We start from the raw sequence: 19,515 nt of genomic DNA, 5'->3' as shown, positions 1-19,515 counted from the left end.
TGCCGCTTGAAGCTTACAGCTTGGAGCTTGAATGTAATGAGCCACCAATCTGATCTGATCAGCGAGGACATCCTCGCTTACCTGGCCCAGCACGAACGTAAAGAGCTGCTGCGCTTCCTTACCTGCGGTAACGTCGATGACGGCAAGAGCACCCTGATCGGGCGCCTGCTGCACGACTCGAAGATGATCTACGAAGATCATCTGGAAGCCATCACCCGCGATTCGAAGAAAGTCGGCACCACCGGTGACGACATCGACCTGGCGCTGCTGGTCGACGGCCTGCAGGCCGAGCGCGAGCAGGGCATCACCATCGATGTGGCCTACCGCTACTTCTCTACCGCCAAGCGCAAGTTCATCATTGCCGACACCCCGGGCCACGAGCAGTACACCCGCAACATGGCCACCGGTGCGTCGACCTGCGACCTGGCGATCATCCTCGTCGATGCCCGCTACGGCGTGCAGACCCAGACCCGCCGGCACAGCTACATTGCCTCGTTGCTGGGCATCAAGCACATCGTCGTCGCGGTCAACAAGATGGACCTCAAAGGCTTCGACGAGGGCGTGTTCGAGAGCATCAAGGCCGACTACCTGAAGTTCGCCGAAGCCATCAACATGAACCCGAGCAGCCTGCACTTCGTGCCGATGTCGGCGCTCAAGGGCGACAACGTGGTCAACCGCAGCGAGCGTTCGCCGTGGTACACGGGGCCGGCGCTGATGGAAATCCTCGAAACCGTCGAAGTCGCGGCCGACCGCAACTTCACCGACCTGCGCTTCCCGGTGCAGTACGTCAACCGCCCGAACCTGAACTTCCGTGGCTTTGCCGGCACCCTGGCCAGCGGCGTGGTGCACAAGGGCGATGAAATCGTCGTGCTGCCGTCGGGCAAGAGCAGCCGGGTCAAGTCCATCGTCACCTTCGAGGGTGAGCTGGAGAACGCCGGCCCCGGCCAGGCCGTGACCCTGACCATGGAAGACGAGATCGACATCTCCCGCGGCGACCTGCTGGTGCACGCCGACAACGTTCCGCCAGTGACCGACCAGTTCGACGCCATGCTGGTGTGGATGGCTGAAGAGCCGATGCTGCCGGGCAAGAAATACGACATCAAGCGCGCCACCAGCTACGTGCCGGGCTCGATTGCCAGCATCGCCCACAAGGTCGATGTGAATACCCTGGAGCAGGGCGCTGCCAGTGCCCTGCAGCTCAACGAGATCGGCAAGGTCAAGGTCAGCCTCGACGCCCCGATCGCGCTGGACGGCTATGACAGCAACCGCACCACCGGTGCCTTCATTGTCATCGACCGCCTGACCAACGGCACCGTTGGCGCCGGCATGATCATCGCGCCACCGGTTGTGCCTCATGGCACCGTCGGCCAGCACGGCAAGCTGGCCCACGTGGACACTGCGGAGCGTGCCCTGCGCTTTGGCCAGCAGCCAGCCACCGTGCTGTTCAGCGGCCTCTCGGGCGCGGGCAAGAGCACCCTGGCCTACGCCGTGGAGCGCAAGCTGTTCGACATGGGCCGTGCGGTGTACGTGCTCGATGGCCAGAACCTGCGTCACGACCTGAACAAGGGCCTGCCGCAGGACCGCGCCGGGCGTACCGAGAACTGGCGCCGCGCCGCACATGTCGCGCGTCAGTTCAACGAGGCCGGCCTGCTGACCCTGGCCGCCTTCGTCGCCCCGGATGCCGAAGGCCGCGAACAGGCCAAGGCGCTGATCGGCAAGGAACGCTTGCTCACCGTCTACGTCCAGGCTTCGCCTCTGGCTTGCCGCGAGCGCGACCCGCAGGGCCTGTATGCCGCCGGCGGCGACAACATCCCGGGCGAAAGCTTCCCGTATGACGTACCGCTGGATGCGGATCTGGTGATCGACACCCAGAACGTCAGTTTGGAAGACGGCGTCAAGCAGGTGCTGGATCTGCTGCGCAAGCGTGGCGCGATCTAAGCGTTAGCGCGCTGAACAGGAAACCCCACCCCGGTGGGGTTTTTTGTTGCGTGCCGACAGGGTGGGAGCGGGCTTGTCCCGCGCATATGACGGCTCGAACTTAGATATGTTTTTCCGACACCGGAATCACCCGTTTCTCCTTCACCGCCTTGAACGAGAAGCTTGAGTAAATCTCCTTCACCCCCGGCAAGGTCTGCAGCACTTCCCGCGCAAACTCACCGAATGACTCCAGGTCCCGCGCAAGGATTTCCAGCAGGAAGTCATAGCGCCCGGAGATGTTGTGGCAGGCGACGATTTCGGGGATTTCCATCAGCCGCTGCTCGAAGGCGCGGGCCATTTCCTTGGTGTGCGAGTCCATCATGATGCTGACGAAAGCAGTCACGCCAAAGCCCAGGGCCTTGGGCGAGAGGATGGCCTGGTAGCCGGTGATGTAGCCGGACTCTTCCAGCAACTTGACTCGCCGCCAGCACGGCGAGGTGGTCAGCGAGACCTGGTCGGCCAGTTCGGAAACAGTCAACCGTGCGTTGTCCTGCAGGGCCGCGAGCAATGCGCGGTCGGTGCGATCAATGGTCGTAGGCATGTTTTACCCTCCGTGGTCTGAAATCGTTGTTTTTATGTCAATAACCATCCGAAGGGGTGGCTACATTTGGAAAAAAATCAGCACCTCAGTGGCATAAGCTTATAACAAACCACTAGAGGCTGTTTGCCATGAGCGGCACCAACAACAAATCAGGTTTTGCCACCCGCGCCATTCACCACGGTTACAACCCGCTGGACCACAATGGTGCCCTGGTACCGCCGATCTATCAGACGGCCACCTTTGCTTTCCCCACGGTCGAATATGGTGCTGCCTGCTTCGCCGGGGAAGAGGCCGGGCACTTCTATAGCCGCATTTCCAACCCGACCCTGGCCCTGCTGGAGCAACGCATGGCTTCGCTGGAGGGCGGGGAGGCGGGGCTGGCGCTGGCCTCGGGGATGGGCGCGATCACTGCCACCCTTTGGACGTTGCTGCGTCCCGGTGATGAAGTACTGGTGGGGCGGACCCTGTACGGCTGCACCTTCGCCTTTTTGCACCATGGCATCGGCGAGTTCGGGGTCAAGGTCCGGCATGTCGACATGAGCGATCTGCAGGCGGTGGCCGCTGCGATCAGCGATAGGACCCGGGTGATCTACTTCGAAACCCCGGCCAACCCCAACATGCACATGACCGATATCGCCGCCGTGGCCAAGCTTGCGCACCAGCACGATATCAGCGTCGTGGTCGACAATACCTATTGCACCCCGTACCTGCAGCGGCCGTTGGAGCTGGGTGCCGACCTGGTGGTGCATTCGGCGACCAAGTACCTCAGCGGCCATGGCGATATCACCGCCGGTCTGGTGGTGGGACGCAAGGCGCTGGTTGATCGGATTCGTCTGGAAGGCTTGAAGGACATGACCGGCGCAGTGCTGTCGCCCCATGACGCCGCCTTGCTGATGCGCGGGATGAAAACCTTGACCCTGCGTATGGAACGCCATTGCAGCAATGCTCAAACCATCGCTGAATACCTGGAGCAACAGCCAGAAGTTGAACTGATCAGTTACCCCGGCTTGCCCGGTTTTGCCCAGTACGAGCTGGCACAGCGGCAGATGCGCTTGCCCGGCGGCATGATCGCTTTCGAACTCAAAGGTGGCGTCACCGCCGGTCGGCGTTTCATGAACGCCCTGCAATTGTTCAGCCGTGCCGTCAGCCTCGGTGACGCCGAGTCCCTGGCTCAGCACCCGGCAAGCATGACCCATTCCAGCTATACCCCAGAGGAGCTTGCCCAGTACGGCATTTCCGAAGGGCTGGTAAGGCTGTCGGTGGGCCTTGAGGACATCGACGACCTGCTGGCGGATATCCAACAGGCGCTCAAGGCCTGCGCCTGAACCCTTCACGGACGAGGTCAATGCAATGGTGGCAATGATGAACCTTGTGCCTGGCGAAGGTGTGCCGCGGCGCCTGGGTGATCCACAGCTGGACAGCGACCCGGGGGAAACCGCCGAGTGGCTGGAGGCGCTGGATTCGACCCTGCTGCACTGCGGCCCGGAGCGTGCGCGGTTTTTGCTCGAACAGCTGGAAGCCCACGCTCGTGAGCTGGGCCTGGAACGCGGCGCCCAGGCCTTTTCGGCCTATCGCAACACCTTGTCGGTGGAGCAGCAGGGCGTCTACCCGGGCGACCTCGAACTCGATGAACGCATCACCAGCATCCTGCGCTGGAATGCCCTGGCCATGGTAATGCGGGCCAACCACGCCTATGGCGACCTGGGGGGGCATATCGCCAGTTACGCTTCGGCAGCGGAGATCTTCGAAGTCGGCTTCCAGCATTTCTTTCGCGGCGAAGCGGGCGCTGAACAGCGTACGGCTGACCTGGTGTTTTTCCAGCCGCATTCGGCACCGGGCATTTATGCCCGGGCCTTTCTCGAAGGCCGCCTGAGCGAAGAGCAACTGGCCAGCTACCGCCAGGAAGTGGCAGGCAACGGCCTGTGTTCTTATCCACACCCATGGCTGATGCCCGACTTCTGGCAGTTCCCTACCGGCTCCATGGGCATCGGGCCGATCAACGCCATCTACCAGGCGCGGTTCATGCGTTATCTGCATAACCGCCAGTTGCTCGACACCAGCGCCCGGCATGTTTGGGGCGTGTTCGGCGATGGCGAGATGGACGAGCCGGAGTCCATTGCCGGCCTGACCCTGGCCGCCCGCGAGCAACTGGATAACCTGACGTTCGTGGTCAACTGCAACTTGCAGCGCCTGGACGGCCCGGTGCGAGGCAACGGCCAGATCATCCAGGAACTGGAAGCGCTGTTCAGTGGCGCTGGCTGGAACGTGATCAAGGTGCTCTGGGGTTCGGAGTGGGATGCACTGTTCGCCCGTGACACCGAGCACGTACTGTTGCGTCAGTTGGCGGCAACACCCGACGGGCAGTTCCAGAACCTCGGGGCCAAGGATGGCGCCTACAACCTCGAGCACTTTTTCAATCAGCAGCCGGCCTTGCAGAAACTGGTCGAGCACATGAGTTCGGCCGAGATCAACGCGCTCAAGCGCGGTGGCCACGACTTTCGCAAGCTGTATGCCGCCTTCACCGCCGCCAAGGCCTGCAAGGGCCGGCCGACGGTCATTCTGGCCAAGACCAAGAAAGGCTACGGCATGAGTGCCGCCGGTGAGTCGCGGATGACCGCGCACCAGGCCAAGAAACTCGACGTGCAGGCCTTGCTGGCGTTCCGTGATCGTTTTCATTTGCCGCTGTCGGATGCGCAGGTCGAGCAGTTGCAGTTCTATCGGCCGGCCGAAGGCAGCGCGGAAATGCGTTACCTGCGCGAGCGTCGCTCCGCCCTGGGTGGCCCGCTGCCTGCCCGGCGCAGTGACGTGCGCCCGGTGCCGGTGCCCGCCCTGGAGACCATGGGCGGCTTCGCCCTGCAGGCCGAGGGCAAGGAAATGTCCACCACCATGGCCGCCGTGCGCATGCTCAGCGCCTGGCTCAAGGCGCCGCAGTTGGGGCCGCGGGTGGTGCCGATAGTGGCCGACGAGGCGCGCACCTTCGGCATGGCCAGTCTGTTCCGCCAGATCGGCATCTACTCGCCTCAAGGGCAGTGCTACGAGCCGGAAGACGCAGGTTCGCTGCTGTCCTACAAGGAAGCGCGTGATGGCCAACTGCTGGAGGAAGGTATCACCGAGGCCGGGGCGATTTCTTCCTGGGTGGCAGCGGCAACGTCTTACGCCGTGCATGGCGAGCCGATGCTGCCGGTGTACATCTATTACTCGATGTTCGGCTTCCAGCGCGTCGGTGACCTGATCTGGGCCGCCGCCGACCAGCGTGCCCGTGGCCTGCTGCTGGGGGCAACGGCCGGGCGTACCACGCTGGGGGGTGAGGGGTTGCAGCACCAGGACGGCTCTAGCCTGGTAATGGCCTCGATGGTGCCCAACTGCCGCGCCTGGGAACCCTGCTTTGCCGGTGAGCTGGCGGTGATCCTCGAGTACGCGGCGCGGCGCATGCTCACCGAACAGCGCGACGAGTTTCACTACGTTGCGGTGATGAACGAAAACTATCCACAGCCGTCCCTGCCGGCGCAGGTGCATGAAGAGGTCTTGCGCGGCATGTACCGTTATGTCGAACAGCAGGTGGCGGATGCCCGGGGGCAGGTGCGCCTGTTGGGCTCCGGGGCGATCCTGCGGGAGGTCATTGCCGCCAGTGAGTTGCTGGCCAGCGAATGGCAAATTGCCAGTGAAGTGTTCAGTGTCACCAGCTTCAGCGAGCTGGCGCGGGAGGCACGGGATGTTGATCGCGCCAGCCGGCTGGGGCAGGGCAGTGGTGATGTCAGTCATGTGCAGCGCTGCCTGGACGGTGATGCGCCGGTGATTGCCGCAACCGACTATGTGCGTGCCTGGCCGCAATTGATTGCTGAATATGTACAGGCGCCTTATGTGACGCTTGGGACTGACGGTTTTGGCCGTAGTGACACCCGCCAGCAGTTGCGGCGCTTCTTCGAGGTCGATCGCTTCAGTATCGTGCTGGCCAGCTTGCACAGCCTGGTGCGCCAGGGTGGGGTGGAGCGGCGGGTGCTGGATGCGGCGCGGGAGAGGTACGGCTATCGGGAGGGGGAGGCGCCTTGGTATTGCTGAGGCTGGCAGGGGCTACTGCGTAGCCCATCGCCGGCAAGGCCGGCTCCCACAAGTGACCCTGTGGGAGCTGGCCTTGCCAGCGATCGAGCGCATAGCGCTCGCAACGCAGGCGACGCTTATAAAAAAGGCCCCTCACAGGGGCCTTTTATTTTGCTCAGCGCTTGAGCCCGTAATGCTCATCGAGCATGCCCGGCGAGTTGGGCGCTTTCGGTGCGTAGTCGCGCGGCACCTCGGTGTCCTTCGGCGGGGTCAGGCGATCACGCGCAGGCTGCACGGCTTCGGAGTGCAGGGCGGCCAGCAGGCGCTGACGGGTGAGTTCGTCCAGGGCCAGGCGGTTGGCGCCTTCGGCCAGGTGATCCTGGACGTCCTGGTAACTTTGGGTCAGTTTCTTGACCAGCGCAGCCGTACTGTTGAAGTGAGTAACCACCTCATTCTGGTAGCTGTCGAAACGTTCCTGGATATCATCCAGCTGACGCTGGGTGCTGCTCGGTGCAGCATTAGGCAACAGGCGGGCGACCAGGAAACCAACGACGACACCCACGACGAGGGCCAGGGTCGGCAACAACCAAACTAAGAGCGAGAGTTCCACGAGTCCTTCCTCTATAAACGGCTTTGCTTTACGTTAACGGCTCGGACCTGCGCTGTATACCGCGAACCATCGCAAATATCTCAGACAGAATCATTCAGCTAGACGAGTCGACCCTTTCCGAGGTCACGGAGTTTATCCTTGCTTATCCGCGAAACCCCCGTATTCATCGATGGCCCGGTCGGCCAACTGGAAGCCTTGTACCTCGATGTCGCCGACGCCCGCGGCGTTGTGCTGCTGTGCCACCCCAACCCGGTGCAAGGTGGCACCATGATGAACAAGGTGGTGTCGATGCTGCAGCGCACCGCCCGCGATGCCGGCTACATTACCCTGCGTTTCAACTACCGCGGCGTTGGCCAGAGTGCCGGCAGCCATGACATGGGCAGCGGCGAGGTGGACGACGCCGAGGCGGCGGTGAGCTGGCTGCGGGAACAGCACCCTGAGCTGCCACTGACCCTGATGGGCTTCTCCTTCGGCGGCTTCGTCGCAGCCAGCCTCGGTGGTCGCCTGGAAGCCCAGGGCGTTGCCCTCAAGCACCTGTTCATGGTTGCCCCGGCGGTGATGCGCCTGGGCGATAACCCCTTGGCGCAGCAGGGCGAACTCAGCGTGATCCAGCCGGAAACCGACGAAGTGATCGATCCGCAGATCGTCTACGATTGGTCCGACGCACTGCCACGCCCCCATGAGCTGCTGAAAGTGGCAGAATGCGGACACTTTTTCCATGGCAAGCTCACCGACCTCAAGGAACTGGTGCTGCCGCGCCTTTCGAACTGATACAAGCCTGATAAGCGATTACCCATGACTACGCGCATCCTTACCGGTATCACCACCACGGGCACGCCTCACCTGGGCAACTATGCCGGTGCCATCCGCCCGGCGATTCTCGCCAGCCGTGAACCGGGTGTCGACTCGTTCTATTTTCTGGCCGACTACCACGCCCTGATCAAGTGCGATGACCCGCAGCGCATCCAGCGCTCGCGTCTGGAAATCGCCGCGACCTGGCTGGCCGGTGGCCTGGACCCGGAGCGAGTGACCTTCTATCGCCAGTCCGACATCCCGGAAATCCCCGAGCTGACCTGGCTGCTGACCTGCGTCGCGGCCAAGGGCCTGCTCAACCGCGCGCACGCCTACAAGGCTTCGGTAGACAAGAACGTCGAAAGCGGTGAAGACCCGGATGCCGGTATCAGCATGGGCCTGTACAGCTACCCGGTGCTGATGGCCGCCGACATCCTGATGTTCAACGCCAACAAGGTGCCGGTCGGTCGCGACCAGATCCAGCACGTGGAGATGGCCCGTGATATCGGCCAGCGCTTCAACCACCTGTTCGGCCAGGGCAAGGAGTTCTTCGCCATGCCCGAGGCGCTGATCGAAGAAAGCGTCGCCACCCTTCCGGGCCTGGACGGACGCAAGATGTCCAAGAGCTATGACAACACCATCCCGTTGTTCACCAGTGCCAAGGACATGAAGGATGCCATCTCGCGCATCGTCACCGACTCCCGCGCCCCGGGCGAAGCCAAGGACCCGGACAACTCGCACCTGTTCACCCTGTTCCAGGCCTTCGCCACGGCTTCGCAAGCCGACGAGTTCCGCAGCGAACTGCTCCAGGGCCTGGGCTGGGGCGAAGCCAAGCAGCGTCTGTTCCAGCTGCTCGACGGTCAGCTGAGCGAGCCACGCGAACGTTATCACCAACTGATCAGTCGCCCGGCCGACCTTGAGGACATCCTCCTGGCCGGTGCGCAGAAAGCCCGCAAGGTGGCCACGCCGTTCCTTGAGCAACTGCGCGAAGCGGTGGGCCTGCGCTCATTCCGCAACATCGAGCAGGCCACTGCCCAGGTCAAGAAGAAGGCCGCCAAGACCGCGCGCTTTGTCAGCTTCCGCGAAGACGACGGCAGTTTCCGCTTCCGTCTGCTGGCTGCCGATGGCGAGCAACTGCTGCTGTCGCGCAACTTCGCCGATGGCAAGACTGCGGGTGCGGTGAGCAAGCAACTGCAACAGGGCGGCGAGCTCGACGTGCGCCACGAAGGCCTGGGCTTCAGCCTGTGGCTGGAAGGCGAGTGCGTCGGCGACGGCCCGCAGTTCGCCGATGCCGCTGCCCGCGACAGCGCGATCGAAACCCTGCGCGCGGCCCTGGTGCCCCAGCAGGACTGAACGGCTTATCGCAAGTCTGATTGCCATTATCCCGGGCCGTCGCTACAGTGACGGCCCGTTTTTGTTACCTTGCTAACGAATTATGACGCCCCTAGAACGATATCAAGCAGATCTGAAACGTCCCGAATTCTTCCATGACGCGGCGCAGGAAACTGCAGTGCGTCATCTGCAGCGCCTGTACGACGATCTGATCGCGGCGCAGAACAACAAGCCGGGCGTGTTCGGCAAATTGTTCGGCAAGAAGGACCAGGCACCGGTCAAGGGCTTGTACTTCTGGGGTGGGGTAGGCCGCGGCAAGACCTACCTGGTCGATACCTTCTTCGAGGCGCTGCCGTTCAAGCAGAAGGTGCGTACGCACTTCCACCGCTTCATGAAGCGCGTCCACGAGGAAATGAAAACCCTCAAGGGCGAGAAGAACCCGCTGACCATCATCGCCAAGCGTTTTTCCGATGAGGCCCGGGTGATCTGTTTCGACGAATTCTTCGTCTCCGACATTACCGACGCGATGATCCTCGGCACCCTGATGGAGGAGCTGTTCAAGAACGGCGTGACCCTGGTGGCCACCTCCAACATCGTCCCGGACGGCTTGTACAAGGACGGCCTGCAGCGTGCGCGCTTCCTGCCGGCAATTGCCCTGATCAAGCAGAACACCGAGATCGTCAACGTCGACAGCGGCGTCGACTACCGCTTGCGCCACCTGGAGCAGGCCGAGCTGTTCCACTTCCCGCTCGACGAAGCGGCCCACGAAAGCCTGCGCAAGAGCTTCCGCGCGCTGACGCCGGAATGCACCCAGGCGGTCGAGAACGATGTACTGGTGATCGAGAACCGCGAGATTCGTGCCCTGCGCACCTGTGACGACGTGGCCTGGTTCGAATTCCGCGAACTGTGCGACGGCCCGCGCAGCCAGAACGACTACATCGAACTGGGCAAGATCTTCCATGCCGTGCTGCTGAGCGACGTCGAGCAGATGAGCGTGGCGACCGATGACATCGCCCGGCGCTTCATCAACATGGTCGACGAATTCTATGACCGCAACGTCAAGCTGATCATCTCGGCCGAGGTTGAGCTCAAGGACCTGTACACCGGTGGTCGCCTGACCTTCGAATTCCAGCGGACCCTGAGCCGCTTGCTGGAAATGCAGTCCCACGAATTCCTGTCGCGGGCGCATAAGCCTTAAAAGCAGCTGCAAGTTTCAAGCTTCAAGCTGCAAGCAGGATCAAGAGCCGACCGCGCGCTGCTCTTGATCCTGCTCTTGCTTGCCGCTTGAAGCTTGAGGCTTGAAGCTGAGGAGGCCTTTCAGGCCTCCTGCATAAACTGCTGCCGATACTGATTCGGCGACAACTCCGTGTGCTGCCTGAACAACCGGGCAAAGAAACTCGCATCGTCATAGCCAACTTCATAGCTGATGGTCTTGATGCTCTTGCGCGTGCCCGACAGCAAGCCCTTGGCCGTTTCGATCCGCAGCCGTTGCAGGTAGTGCAGCGGCTTGTCGCCGGTGGCGCTCTGGAAGCGACGCATGAAGTTGCGGATGCTCATGCCGTGGTTGCGGGCCACGTCCTCGAAGCGGAACTTGTCGGCGAAATGCTCTTCGAGCCAGTGCTGGATCTGCAGGATGATCAGGTCCTGGTGCAGTTTCTGCCCGCCAAAGCCCATGCGCCCCGGGGTGTAGTTGCGCTGCACTTCGTAGAGGATGTCGCGGGCCACCGCTTGCGCCACGTTGGCGCCGCAGAATCGCTCGATCAGGTAGATGTACAGGTCGCAGGCAGAAGTAGTGCCGCCGGCGCAGTAGAGGTTGTCGGCGTCGGTCAGGTGCTTGTCCTGGTTGAGGCTGACCTTGGGGAAGCGTTCTTCGAACTGGTTGAAGAAACGCCAGTAGGTGGTCGCCTCCTTGCCATCGAGCAGCCCGGCCTCGGCCAGCCAGAACACGCCGCTGGCTTCGCCACAGAGCACGGCGCCGCGGGCGTGCTGCTCACGTAGCCAGGGCAGTACTTGCGGGTAGCGCTGGCAGAGGGCATCGAAGTCGTCCCAGAAGGCCGGCAGGATGATGATGTCGGCCTGTTCCAGGCCGCTGTCGACCGGCAGCATCACATCGCTGAAACTACGCACAGGCTGGCCGTCAGGGCTCACCAGGCGGGTTTCGAACATCGGTTGCAGGCCCAGGCCCAACTGCTTGCCGTAGCGCAGGCTGGCCAGGTGGAAGAAATCCTTGGCCTGCATCAGGGTCGATGCGAAGACATTGTCGATGGCCAGGATACTGACGCGCCGCAAGGACGCCGTGGGTTGGGTAAACATCATTTTCTTTATTCTTATAGGGTAGAGTGGTCAATCACCGGCTGGATCGTCTTATTTTTTGGCGATTGTGTCTACCCTCGGTTCCCACCTTGTTTGTGGGAACCGGGATCGCGTCTCAGGGCGCGGGGTTGGGCTGGTCCTGATGGATGGCCTCGATGCCCGCCAGCAGCTCGTCGCTGAGCTTCAGGTCGAAGCTGGCCAGGTTGCTGTCCAGTTGCTCGAGGGTCGTGGCGCCGATGATGTTGCTGGTCACGAACGGCTGGCGGGTGACGAACGCCAGGGCCATCTGGGCCGGGTCCAGGCCGTGGTCGTGGGCCAGCTTCACGTAGCGGCTGCAGGCGGCCACGGTTTGCGGGTTGGAGTAGCGCGAGAAGCGGCTGAACAGGGTCAGGCGCCCTGCGGCCGGGCGCGCGCCGTTCTCGTACTTGCCCGAGAGCATGCCGAAGGCCAGTGGCGAGTAGGCCAGCAGGCCGCACTGTTCGCGGATGGCGATCTCCGCCAGGCCCACCTCGAAGCTGCGGTTGAGCAGGTTGTAGGGGTTCTGGATTGAAACTGCACGGCTCCAGCCACGGCTTTCGGCCAACTGCAGGAATTTCATGGTGCCCCACGGGGTTTCGTTGGACAGGCCGATGTGGCGGATCTTGCCGGCCTTGACCTGTTCGTCGAGCACCTCGAGGGTTTCTTCCAGCGGGGTGAACAGGTCCTGCGGCGCGTGCTGGTAACCCAGCTTGCCGAAGAAGTTGGTGCTGCGCTCGGGCCAGTGCAACTGGTAGAGGTCGATCCAGTCGGTCTGCAGGCGCTTGAGGCTGTCGTCCAGGGCGGCGACGATGTGCTGGCGGTTGTGCTTGAGCAGGCCGTCGCGAATATGGTTGATGCCGTTGCCGGGCCCGGCCACCTTGCTGGCCAGGATCCACTGGGCACGGTCGCCGCGCTGGCTGAACCAGTTGCCGATCATGCGCTCGGTGGCGGCGTAGGTTTCCGGGCGGGGAGGGACGGGATACATCTCGGCAGTATCGATGAAATTGATCCCGGCGGCCTTGGCCCGTTCGATCTGGGCGAAGGCCTGGGCCTGGTCGTTCTGCTCGCCCCAGGTCATGCTGCCCAGGCACAGGGCGCTGACGTTGAGATCGGTTCGGCCCAGCTGGCGATAGTCCATTCGGCTGCTTCCTGTCTAAAAGAAGCATAAAAGCAGGTTGAATTTTTTTTCGCAATCTGGATAATTCAGCCCCTCTCCGTGCAGCGGAAGTGATGCCCCGCTCCATAGAAGAACCCTGCCGAATATTGGACGCGCTGACCCGAGCCCCCGATAGCGTCCGTGTGCGGCTGTGTCCTTGACTTGTCAAGGTGCGCACTATCCAGTAAGATCTGCCGTCTTATTTTCGCTGGGCGGCCCCTGAGGCTATAAAGAATGAAAACTTTTACTGCTAAACCGGAAACAGTAAAGCGTGACTGGTTCGTCGTTGACGCTGCTGGCAAGACCCTGGGTCGTCTGGCCACTGAGATCGCGAGCCGTCTGCGTGGCAAGCACAAGCCAGAGTACACTCCTCACGTTGACACCGGCGACTACATCGTCGTCATCAACGCCGAGCAGGTTCGCGTCACTGGTGCCAAGACTTCGGACAAAATGTACTACTCCCACTCCGGCTTCCCGGGCGGTATCAAGGAAATCAACTTCGAGAAGTTGATCGCCAAGGCCCCAGAGCGCGTGATCGAGACCGCGGTTAAAGGCATGCTGCCTAAGAACCCACTGGGTCGCGACATGTACCGTAAGCTGAAAGTCTATGCGGGCGCTGCTCACCCTCATACTGCTCAGCAGCCCCAAGAACTGAAGATTTAACGGAATAGTTCATTATGTCGGCGACTCAAAATTACGGCACTGGCCGTCGCAAGACCGCAACCGCTCGCGTTTTCCTGCGTCCAGGTACCGGTAACATCTCCATCAACAACCGTTCTCTGGACGTGTTCTTCGGTCGTGAAACCGCGCGCATGGTAGTACGCCAGCCGCTGGAACTGACCGAGACCACCGAAAAGTTCGACATCTACGTCACCGTTATCGGTGGTGGTGTCAGCGGCCAGGCCGGTGCGATCCGTCACGGTATCACCCGTGCACTGATGGACTACGACGAAACCCTGCGTGGCGCTCTGCGTCGTGCTGGCTTCGTCACCCGCGACGCTCGTGAAGTCGAGCGTAAGAAAGTGGGTCTGCGTAAAGCACGTAAGCGTCCTCAGTACTCCAAGCGTTAATTTCGCTTCGGTGTTCAAAAAAAGCCCGGTTCCTGGTGGAACCGGGCTTTTTTTATGTCTTGAATAACTATGCTGTTGTTTGCTGTGACAACTTGCCGCATAGACGCAAGTCAAGAGTTACAAGGGATAGCGGGGTGGCACAAGGCTAATCACCTTGTCAGAGAAGGGTCTTTTCATTACCATGCGGCAAATTTTTAGCAGTTCAGAAATTACTTAGTAGATGCCTGTTGCAACAGGCCATAAAGCTGATGGGAGAGGACTGAATGAGCAATGACGGCGTCAATGCAGGCCGGCGTCGCTTCCTCGTAGCAGCCACGTCCGTGGTGGGTGCTGCAGGAGCGGTGGGGGCTGCGGTCCCGTTCGTAGGGTCATGGTTCCCCAGTGCCAAGGCGAAAGCCGCAGGTGCACCGGTGAAGGTCAATATCGCCAAGGTAGAGCCTGGTCAGCAGATGATTGCTGAGTGGCGCGGCCAACCGGTGTTCATCGTCCGCCGTACCGAAGAGATCCTCGGTAACCTCAAGAAGATCACCGGCGACCTCTCCGACCCTGAGTCCAAGGCATCGGTTCAACCGACTTATGTCGATCCGTCGAACCGCTCGATCAAGCCGGAGATCCTGGTGCTCGTCGGTTTGTGCACCCACCTGGGCTGCTCGCCAACCTTCCGTCCGGAAGTGGCACCTGTCGACCTGGGTCCGAAGTGGGTCGGCGGCTACTTCTGCCCGTGCCACGGTTCCCACTACGACCTGGCTGGCCGCGTCTACAAATCTCAGCCGGCGCCGCTCAATCTGCCAGTGCCGCCGCACTCTTATGAGTCGGACGACATTATCGTCGTCGGCGTCGATCAGGAGAACGCGTGATGAGTAAGTTAATGGACTGGGTTGACGCCCGCTTCCCCGCGACCAAGATGTGGGAAGACCATCTCAGCAAGTATTACGCGCCGAAGAACTTCAACTTCTTCTACTTCTTCGGCTCCCTGGCACTGCTGGTGCTGGTCAACCAGATCGTCACCGGTGTGTGGCTGACCATGAGCTTCACGCCGTCGGCCGAAGAGGCATTCGCCTCGGTCGAATACATCATGCGTGACGTCGAATACGGCTGGATCCTGCGCTACCTGCACTCCACCGGCGCTTCGGCGTTCTTCATCGTGGTCTACCTGCACATGTTCCGCGGCCTGCTGTACGGCTCGTACCAGAAGCCTCGCGAGCTGGTGTGGGTGTTCGGCATGCTGATCTACCTGGCACTGATGGCCGAGGCCTTCATGGGCTACCTGCTGCCGTGGGGCCAGATGTCCTACTGGGGTGCCCAGGTGATCATCTCGCTGTTCGGTGCCATTCCGGTGATCGGCGACGACCTGACCCAGTGGATCCGTGGTGACTACCTGATCTCCGGCATCACCCTGAACCGCTTCTTCGCCTTGCATGTGGTGGCCCTGCCGATCGTCATTCTCGGCTTGGTGGTGCTGCACATCCTGGCGCTGCACGAAGTGGGTTCGAACAACCCTGATGGCGTCGACATCAAGAAGCTCAAGGATGAAAACGGCGTTCCGCTGGACGGTATCGCGTTCCACCCTTACTACACCGTGAAGGATATCGTCGGCGTCGTCGTGTTCCTCTTCGTGTTCTGCGCCATCGTGTTCTTCTTCCCGGAAATGGGCGGTTACTTCCTGGAGAAACCGAACTTCGAACAGGCCAACGCCTTCAAGACCCCTGAGCACATTGCCCCGGTCTGGTACTTCACGCCGTTCTACGCGATCTTGCGGGCGGTTCCGGACAAGCTGCTCGGCGTAATTGCCATGGGCGCTGCGATTGCCGTGCTGTTCGTCCTGCCGTGGCTGGATCGCAGCCCGGTCAAGTCCATGCGCTACAAGGGCTGGATGAGCAAGACCTGGCTGCTGGTGTTCTGCATCTCGTTCGTGATCCTCGGTGTGCTCGGCGTTCTGGCGCCTACCCCGGGCCGTACGCTGCTGTCGCAGGTGTGCACCTTCCTGTATTTCGCCTACTTCCTTCTGATGCCGTTCTACACCCGGCTCGAGAAGACCAAACCGGTTCCGGAAAGGGTGACTGGCTGATGAAAAAGCTATTTGCAGTATTGATTCTGGCAGTGATGCCCGCGTTGACCTTCGCCGCCGAACACGGCCTGGAGCTGGACAAGGTCGATATCGACCTGACCGACAAGGCCGCCATGCAGGACGGCGCACGCACCTTTGCCAACTATTGCATGGGTTGCCACAGCGCCAAGTTCCAGCGTTACGAGCGAGTGGCTGACGACCTGGGTATTCCTCACGAGCTGATGCTCGAGAAGCTGGTGTTCACTGGGGCCAAGATTGGCGACCACATGAAGATCGGCATGAAGCCTGACGATGCCAAGACCTGGTTCGGTGCCGCTCCGCCTGACCTGACCCTGGTTGCCCGCGTGCGTGGCACCGACTGGCTGTACAGCTACCTGCGCAGTTTCTATGAGGACAAGTCGCGTCCGTACGGGGTGAACAACAAGGTTTTCCCGAACGTCGGCATGCCCAACGTGCTGGTTGGCCTGCAAGGCAACCAGGTGATTGGCTGCAAGCAAGTGCAGACCGTGGTCGATGGCAAGAAGCAATATGACCCGCTGACCGGCTCGCCGTTGACTCATGAAGCATGTGACCAGCTGACCGTGGAGCCGAAATCCGGTACCCTGACGCCAGAGCAGTTCGACGAGAAGGTCAAGAACCTGGTGACCTTCCTGGCTTACTCGGCTAACCCGGTCAAACTGGAAAGCCAGCGCATCGGTACCTATGTGCTGCTGTATCTGGCCTTCTTCTTCGTATTCGCTTATCTGCTCAAGCGCGAATACTGGAAGGACGTGCACTGATCACGCAGTAGTTTCTGGTAGTTGAACGCGCCCTGGGGCGCCTCTGGATTCACAGGGGCGCCCGCAGGGCGCGTTTGCATTTGCAGCATTTATAAATTCATACGCGAGGAGGACCACTATGGGCGTGACCAACCGGTTAGCCTGCTACTCCGACCCCGCTGACCATTATTCTCATCGGGTGCGCATCGTTCTCGCCGAGAAGGGTGTCAGTGTCGAGATCATCAACGTCGATCCTGGTCGCCTGCCGCCCAAGCTGGTTGAAGTGAACCCCTATGGCAGCGTGCCAACCCTGGTCGATCGCGACCTGGCGTTGTACGAGTCGACCGTGGTGATGGAATACCTCGATGAGCGTTACCCGCACCCGCCACTGTTGCCGGTGTATCCGGTGGCGCGGGCCAACAGCCGCCTGCTGATTCACCGCATCCAGCGCGACTGGTGTGCACTGGTCGACCTCATACTCGACCCGCGCAGCAAGGAGCCTGCACGCGTGCAGGCGCGCAAGGAATTGCGCGAGAGCCTGACCGGGGTGTCGCCGTTGTTTGCCGACAAGCCTTGTTTCCTCAGTGAGGAGCAAAGTCTGGTCGATTGTTGTCTACTGCCCATACTCTGGCGTTTGCCAGTGTTGGGTATCGAACTGCCGCGGCCGGCCAAGCCGTTGCTCGATTACATGGAGCGACAGTTTGCCCGCGAAGCCTTCCAGGCAAGCCTGTCCGCTGCTGAACGTGAAATGCGCTAGGTTTTAAGGAGCTGTCGATGAACTCCAGTCGCCCCTATTTGGTACGTGCACTCTATGAGTGGATCGTGGACAACGACTGCACGCCGCATATGCTGGTCAATGCCGAATACCCGGCCGTCCAGGTACCCCAGAGCTTCGCCAGTGACGGCCAGATCGTCCTGAACATCTCACCCAGTGCCGTACGTCACCTGCACATGGATAACGAAGCAGTGAGCTTCGAGGGCCGCTTTGGCGGCGTTGCCCACACCCTGTTCGTGCCGGCGGGTGCGATTCTGGGTATTTATGCCCGGGAAAACGGCCAGGGCATGGTCTTCGAGCTCGAGCCGCCGCTGCTCGACGATGAAGACGAAGAAGATGACGATACCGTCGAGCCGGATGACGACGGTCCGCCTACCAGTGGCGGCCAGCCGCCACGGCCAAGCGGGCGTCCGAGCCTGAAGGTGGTCAAGTAACAAAAAAGGCGATCCGCAGGGATCGCCTTTTTTGTGTCTGTCCGGCCTGGATTACAGGTCGGTGATGGTGCGGACCTGGTCCTTGTTGACCTTGATCACCTTGCCATCGAGTTGCTTGAATTCGTAGAAGCCGGCGGCGCGATCGTAGCGAGGCGCGTCGACTGCCTGGAATTCGCGGCCGTCGTTGAGGGTGATCTGGCTTGGGGTGGAGCAGCCGGCCAGGGTGGCGAAGGCGCCAATCAGCAAGGTTGGCAGCAGGCCGTTTTTCATGGGGACTTCCTAGAGATGGTTGGATCGCGGGGCAAGCCCGCTCCCACAGGTGGGAGCGGGCTTGCCCCGCAATGGGTTTATCAGTCGATGTATTCGAACAGTTTGACGATCTTCTGCACGCCCGACACGCCCTGCACCAGGTTGGTGGCGCGGGTGGCTTCCTGTTGGGTCAGCAGGCCGAGCATGTAGACGATGCCGTTCTCGGTGATCACCTTGATGCGCGAGCCGGGAATGTTGCTGTCGGTGAGCATCTGGGTCTTGATCTTGGTGGTCAGCCAAGCGTCGTTGTTACGCGCCAGGATCGAGGAGGGCGGCAGCACCTGCAGTTCGTTGTGCACCTTCTTCACTCGCTGGACCTGGCCTGCGGCCTGTTCGGCCAGGCTCTTGAGGTCGGCGCGCGGAGTTTGTCCGGCGAGCAGGACGATACCGTTGAAGCTGCTGACGACAATGTGCGAGCTCTTGTCCAGGTCAGGGCTGGCCTTGGCAACGTTGACCGATACCTTGGTTTCGATCAGCGAGTCATCGATCTTGCTGCCGAAGGTGCGGGTGCCGCGGTCGTCCTCGATCGGCTTGTCGCGGGTGGCGGTGAGCACCGAGCTGCAACCGGTGAGGCTCAGGCACAGGGTCAGGGCCATCAGGCCGAGGCGGTTAGGGGTCATTCTTCACTCCCGAACAATTGGCTGTCGATCAGGTCGCAGAGGCAGTGGATCGCCAGCAGGTGGACTTCCTGGATACGTGCGGTGACGTTGGCCGGTACGCGAATCTCGACGTCTTCAGGCAGCAGCAGCGAGGCCATGCCGCCGCCATCGCGTCCGGTCAGAGCTACGACAATCATTTCGCGATCATGTGCGGCCTGGATCGCCTGAATAACGTTCGCCGAGTTACCGCTGGTCGAAATCGCCAGCAACACATCGCCGGGTTGGCCCAGGGCGCGGATCTGCTTGGAGAAGATTTCGTTGTAGCTGTAGTCGTTGGCGATCGAGGTGATGGTCGAGCTGTCGGTGGTCAGGGCGATGGCCGGCAGGCTCGGGCGTTCGCGCTCGAAGCGGTTGAGCAGTTCGGAAGAGAAGTGCTGGGCATCGCCGGCCGAGCCGCCGTTACCGCAGGCAAGCATCTTGCCCTCGTTGAGCAGCGCATTGACCATGACCTGACTGGCTTGCTCGATGTGTGGTGCAAGGACTTCCATCGCCTGTTGCTTGGTGTTGATGCTGGCCTGAAAAAGCTGGCGAATTCGGGATTGCATGTCCATCAGTGTGACCTTAAGTAGGGCGGCTGGCCGGGCGCGTCGGGAGTATACAAAAAAAGGTCCCGGCACATGACTGTGCAGCCCGTGAAGCAAAGAGCAAAAAAGTTGTAGGGGTAA

General features: G+C 61.3%; 20 protein-coding genes. 13 read left to right on the top strand and 7 right to left on the bottom strand.

Annotated elements, in window-relative coordinates; genetic code table 11:
• Window positions 1-36 precede the first annotated feature (36 nt).
• Window positions 37-1,938, top strand: a complete 1,902-nt coding sequence (gene cysN, locus LOY45_RS22020; RefSeq protein ID WP_115085408.1) for a sulfate adenylyltransferase subunit CysN — start codon at window positions 37-39, stop codon at window positions 1,936-1,938.
• A gap of 100 nt (window positions 1,939-2,038) precedes the next feature.
• Here cysN and LOY45_RS22015 read toward each other — a convergent pair whose 3' ends face one another.
• Complete coding sequence (locus tag LOY45_RS22015; protein ID WP_134061423.1) at window positions 2,039-2,518, bottom strand: Lrp/AsnC family transcriptional regulator; 480 nt, start codon at window positions 2,516-2,518, stop codon at window positions 2,039-2,041.
• 128 nt (window positions 2,519-2,646) lie between these two features.
• Between LOY45_RS22015 and LOY45_RS22010 the strand changes: the two genes are divergently transcribed.
• Both LOY45_RS22010 and mdeB read left to right on the top strand, forming a co-directional pair.
• On the top strand, window positions 2,647-3,843 hold the full coding sequence (locus tag LOY45_RS22010; protein ID WP_134061424.1) for a methionine gamma-lyase: 1,197 nt from the start codon (window positions 2,647-2,649) through the stop codon (window positions 3,841-3,843).
• Window positions 3,844-3,880: 37 nt separating this feature from the next.
• Window positions 3,881-6,577, top strand: a complete 2,697-nt coding sequence (mdeB, locus tag LOY45_RS22005; protein WP_167458862.1) for an alpha-ketoglutarate dehydrogenase — start codon at window positions 3,881-3,883, stop codon at window positions 6,575-6,577.
• Window positions 6,578-6,731: 154 nt separating this feature from the next.
• Here the strand turns inward: mdeB and LOY45_RS22000 are convergent, their stop codons facing one another.
• Window positions 6,732-7,166, bottom strand: a complete 435-nt coding sequence (locus tag LOY45_RS22000; RefSeq protein WP_115085412.1) for a Z-ring associated ZapG family protein — start codon at window positions 7,164-7,166, stop codon at window positions 6,732-6,734.
• A 138-nt stretch (window positions 7,167-7,304) separates the two neighbouring features.
• On the opposite strand from LOY45_RS22000, the gene LOY45_RS21995 reads away from it, so the two are divergent.
• The 3 genes from LOY45_RS21995 (at window position 7,305) to zapE (ending at window position 10,488) form a co-directional block, all read left to right on the top strand.
• Window positions 7,305-7,937 carry an alpha/beta hydrolase gene (locus LOY45_RS21995; RefSeq protein WP_115085413.1) on the top strand — a complete coding sequence of 211 codons (633 nt, stop codon included), beginning with the start codon at window positions 7,305-7,307 and terminating at the stop codon, window positions 7,935-7,937.
• Window positions 7,938-7,961: 24 nt separating this feature from the next.
• Complete coding sequence (locus LOY45_RS21990) at window positions 7,962-9,311, top strand: tryptophan--tRNA ligase (RefSeq protein WP_134061426.1); 1,350 nt, start codon at window positions 7,962-7,964, stop codon at window positions 9,309-9,311.
• An 82-nt stretch (window positions 9,312-9,393) separates the two neighbouring features.
• The gene (gene zapE, locus LOY45_RS21985; RefSeq protein WP_115085415.1) at window positions 9,394-10,488 is read left to right on the top strand and encodes a cell division protein ZapE; all 1,095 of its coding nucleotides are present in this window, start codon (window positions 9,394-9,396) and stop codon (window positions 10,486-10,488) included.
• A 119-nt stretch (window positions 10,489-10,607) separates the two neighbouring features.
• Here the strand turns inward: zapE and LOY45_RS21980 are convergent, their stop codons facing one another.
• Complete coding sequence (locus tag LOY45_RS21980; protein ID WP_166675646.1) at window positions 10,608-11,504, bottom strand: GlxA family transcriptional regulator; 897 nt, start codon at window positions 11,502-11,504, stop codon at window positions 10,608-10,610.
• Between the two features lie 214 nt (window positions 11,505-11,718).
• Window positions 11,719-12,759 (bottom strand): NADP(H)-dependent aldo-keto reductase, encoded by a 1,041-nt coding sequence (locus LOY45_RS21975; protein WP_115085416.1) that lies wholly within the window; start codon window positions 12,757-12,759, stop codon window positions 11,719-11,721.
• Between the two features lie 252 nt (window positions 12,760-13,011).
• Here LOY45_RS21975 and rplM point away from each other — a divergent pair, with 252 nt between their 5' ends.
• The 7 genes from rplM to LOY45_RS21940 all read left to right on the top strand — a co-directional run bounded on the left by rplM (window position 13,012) and on the right by LOY45_RS21940 (window position 17,882).
• Window positions 13,012-13,440, top strand: coding sequence for a 50S ribosomal protein L13 (gene rplM / locus LOY45_RS21970; protein WP_115085417.1), 429 nt, complete (start codon window positions 13,012-13,014; stop codon window positions 13,438-13,440).
• Window positions 13,441-13,454: 14 nt separating this feature from the next.
• A complete protein-coding gene (gene rpsI, locus LOY45_RS21965; protein WP_115085418.1) occupies window positions 13,455-13,847 on the top strand; it encodes a 30S ribosomal protein S9 in 393 nt (130 codons plus the stop codon).
• 263 nt (window positions 13,848-14,110) lie between these two features.
• On the top strand, window positions 14,111-14,704 hold the full coding sequence (petA, locus tag LOY45_RS21960) for a ubiquinol-cytochrome c reductase iron-sulfur subunit (RefSeq protein ID WP_010220763.1): 594 nt from the start codon (window positions 14,111-14,113) through the stop codon (window positions 14,702-14,704).
• Window positions 14,704-15,915, top strand: a complete 1,212-nt coding sequence (locus LOY45_RS21955) for a cytochrome b (protein ID WP_115085419.1) — start codon at window positions 14,704-14,706, stop codon at window positions 15,913-15,915. Before petA ends, LOY45_RS21955 begins: the two co-directional genes overlap by 1 nt.
• On the top strand, window positions 15,915-16,694 hold the full coding sequence (locus LOY45_RS21950) for a cytochrome c1 (protein ID WP_134061427.1): 780 nt from the start codon (window positions 15,915-15,917) through the stop codon (window positions 16,692-16,694). Before LOY45_RS21955 ends, LOY45_RS21950 begins: the two co-directional genes overlap by 1 nt.
• A gap of 118 nt (window positions 16,695-16,812) precedes the next feature.
• Window positions 16,813-17,430 carry a glutathione S-transferase N-terminal domain-containing protein gene (locus tag LOY45_RS21945; protein ID WP_010220766.1) on the top strand — a complete coding sequence of 206 codons (618 nt, stop codon included), beginning with the start codon at window positions 16,813-16,815 and terminating at the stop codon, window positions 17,428-17,430.
• Between the two features lie 17 nt (window positions 17,431-17,447).
• Window positions 17,448-17,882: a ClpXP protease specificity-enhancing factor gene (locus LOY45_RS21940; RefSeq protein ID WP_115085421.1), complete on the top strand. Its 435-nt coding sequence runs from the start codon at window positions 17,448-17,450 to the stop codon at window positions 17,880-17,882.
• A 51-nt stretch (window positions 17,883-17,933) separates the two neighbouring features.
• Here LOY45_RS21940 and LOY45_RS21935 read toward each other — a convergent pair whose 3' ends face one another.
• The 3 genes from LOY45_RS21935 to LOY45_RS21925 form a co-directional block, all read right to left on the bottom strand.
• On the bottom strand, window positions 17,934-18,152 hold the full coding sequence (locus tag LOY45_RS21935; RefSeq protein WP_038998857.1) for a YgdI/YgdR family lipoprotein: 219 nt from the start codon (window positions 18,150-18,152) through the stop codon (window positions 17,934-17,936).
• A gap of 80 nt (window positions 18,153-18,232) precedes the next feature.
• Window positions 18,233-18,811 carry a BON domain-containing protein gene (locus tag LOY45_RS21930; protein WP_115085422.1) on the bottom strand — a complete coding sequence of 193 codons (579 nt, stop codon included), beginning with the start codon at window positions 18,809-18,811 and terminating at the stop codon, window positions 18,233-18,235.
• Window positions 18,808-19,401 (bottom strand): phosphoheptose isomerase, encoded by a 594-nt coding sequence (locus tag LOY45_RS21925; RefSeq protein WP_115085423.1) that lies wholly within the window; start codon window positions 19,399-19,401, stop codon window positions 18,808-18,810. Before LOY45_RS21925 ends, LOY45_RS21930 begins: the two co-directional genes overlap by 4 nt.
• Window positions 19,402-19,515: the final 114 nt, after the last annotated feature.

The sequence above is a fragment of the Pseudomonas wadenswilerensis genome (assembly GCF_024749185.1).
Classification (GTDB): domain Bacteria; phylum Pseudomonadota; class Gammaproteobacteria; order Pseudomonadales; family Pseudomonadaceae; genus Aquipseudomonas; species Aquipseudomonas wadenswilerensis.
Note: the sequence above shows the minus strand (reverse complement) of the source record. Positions and strands in the feature narration are given on the sequence as shown.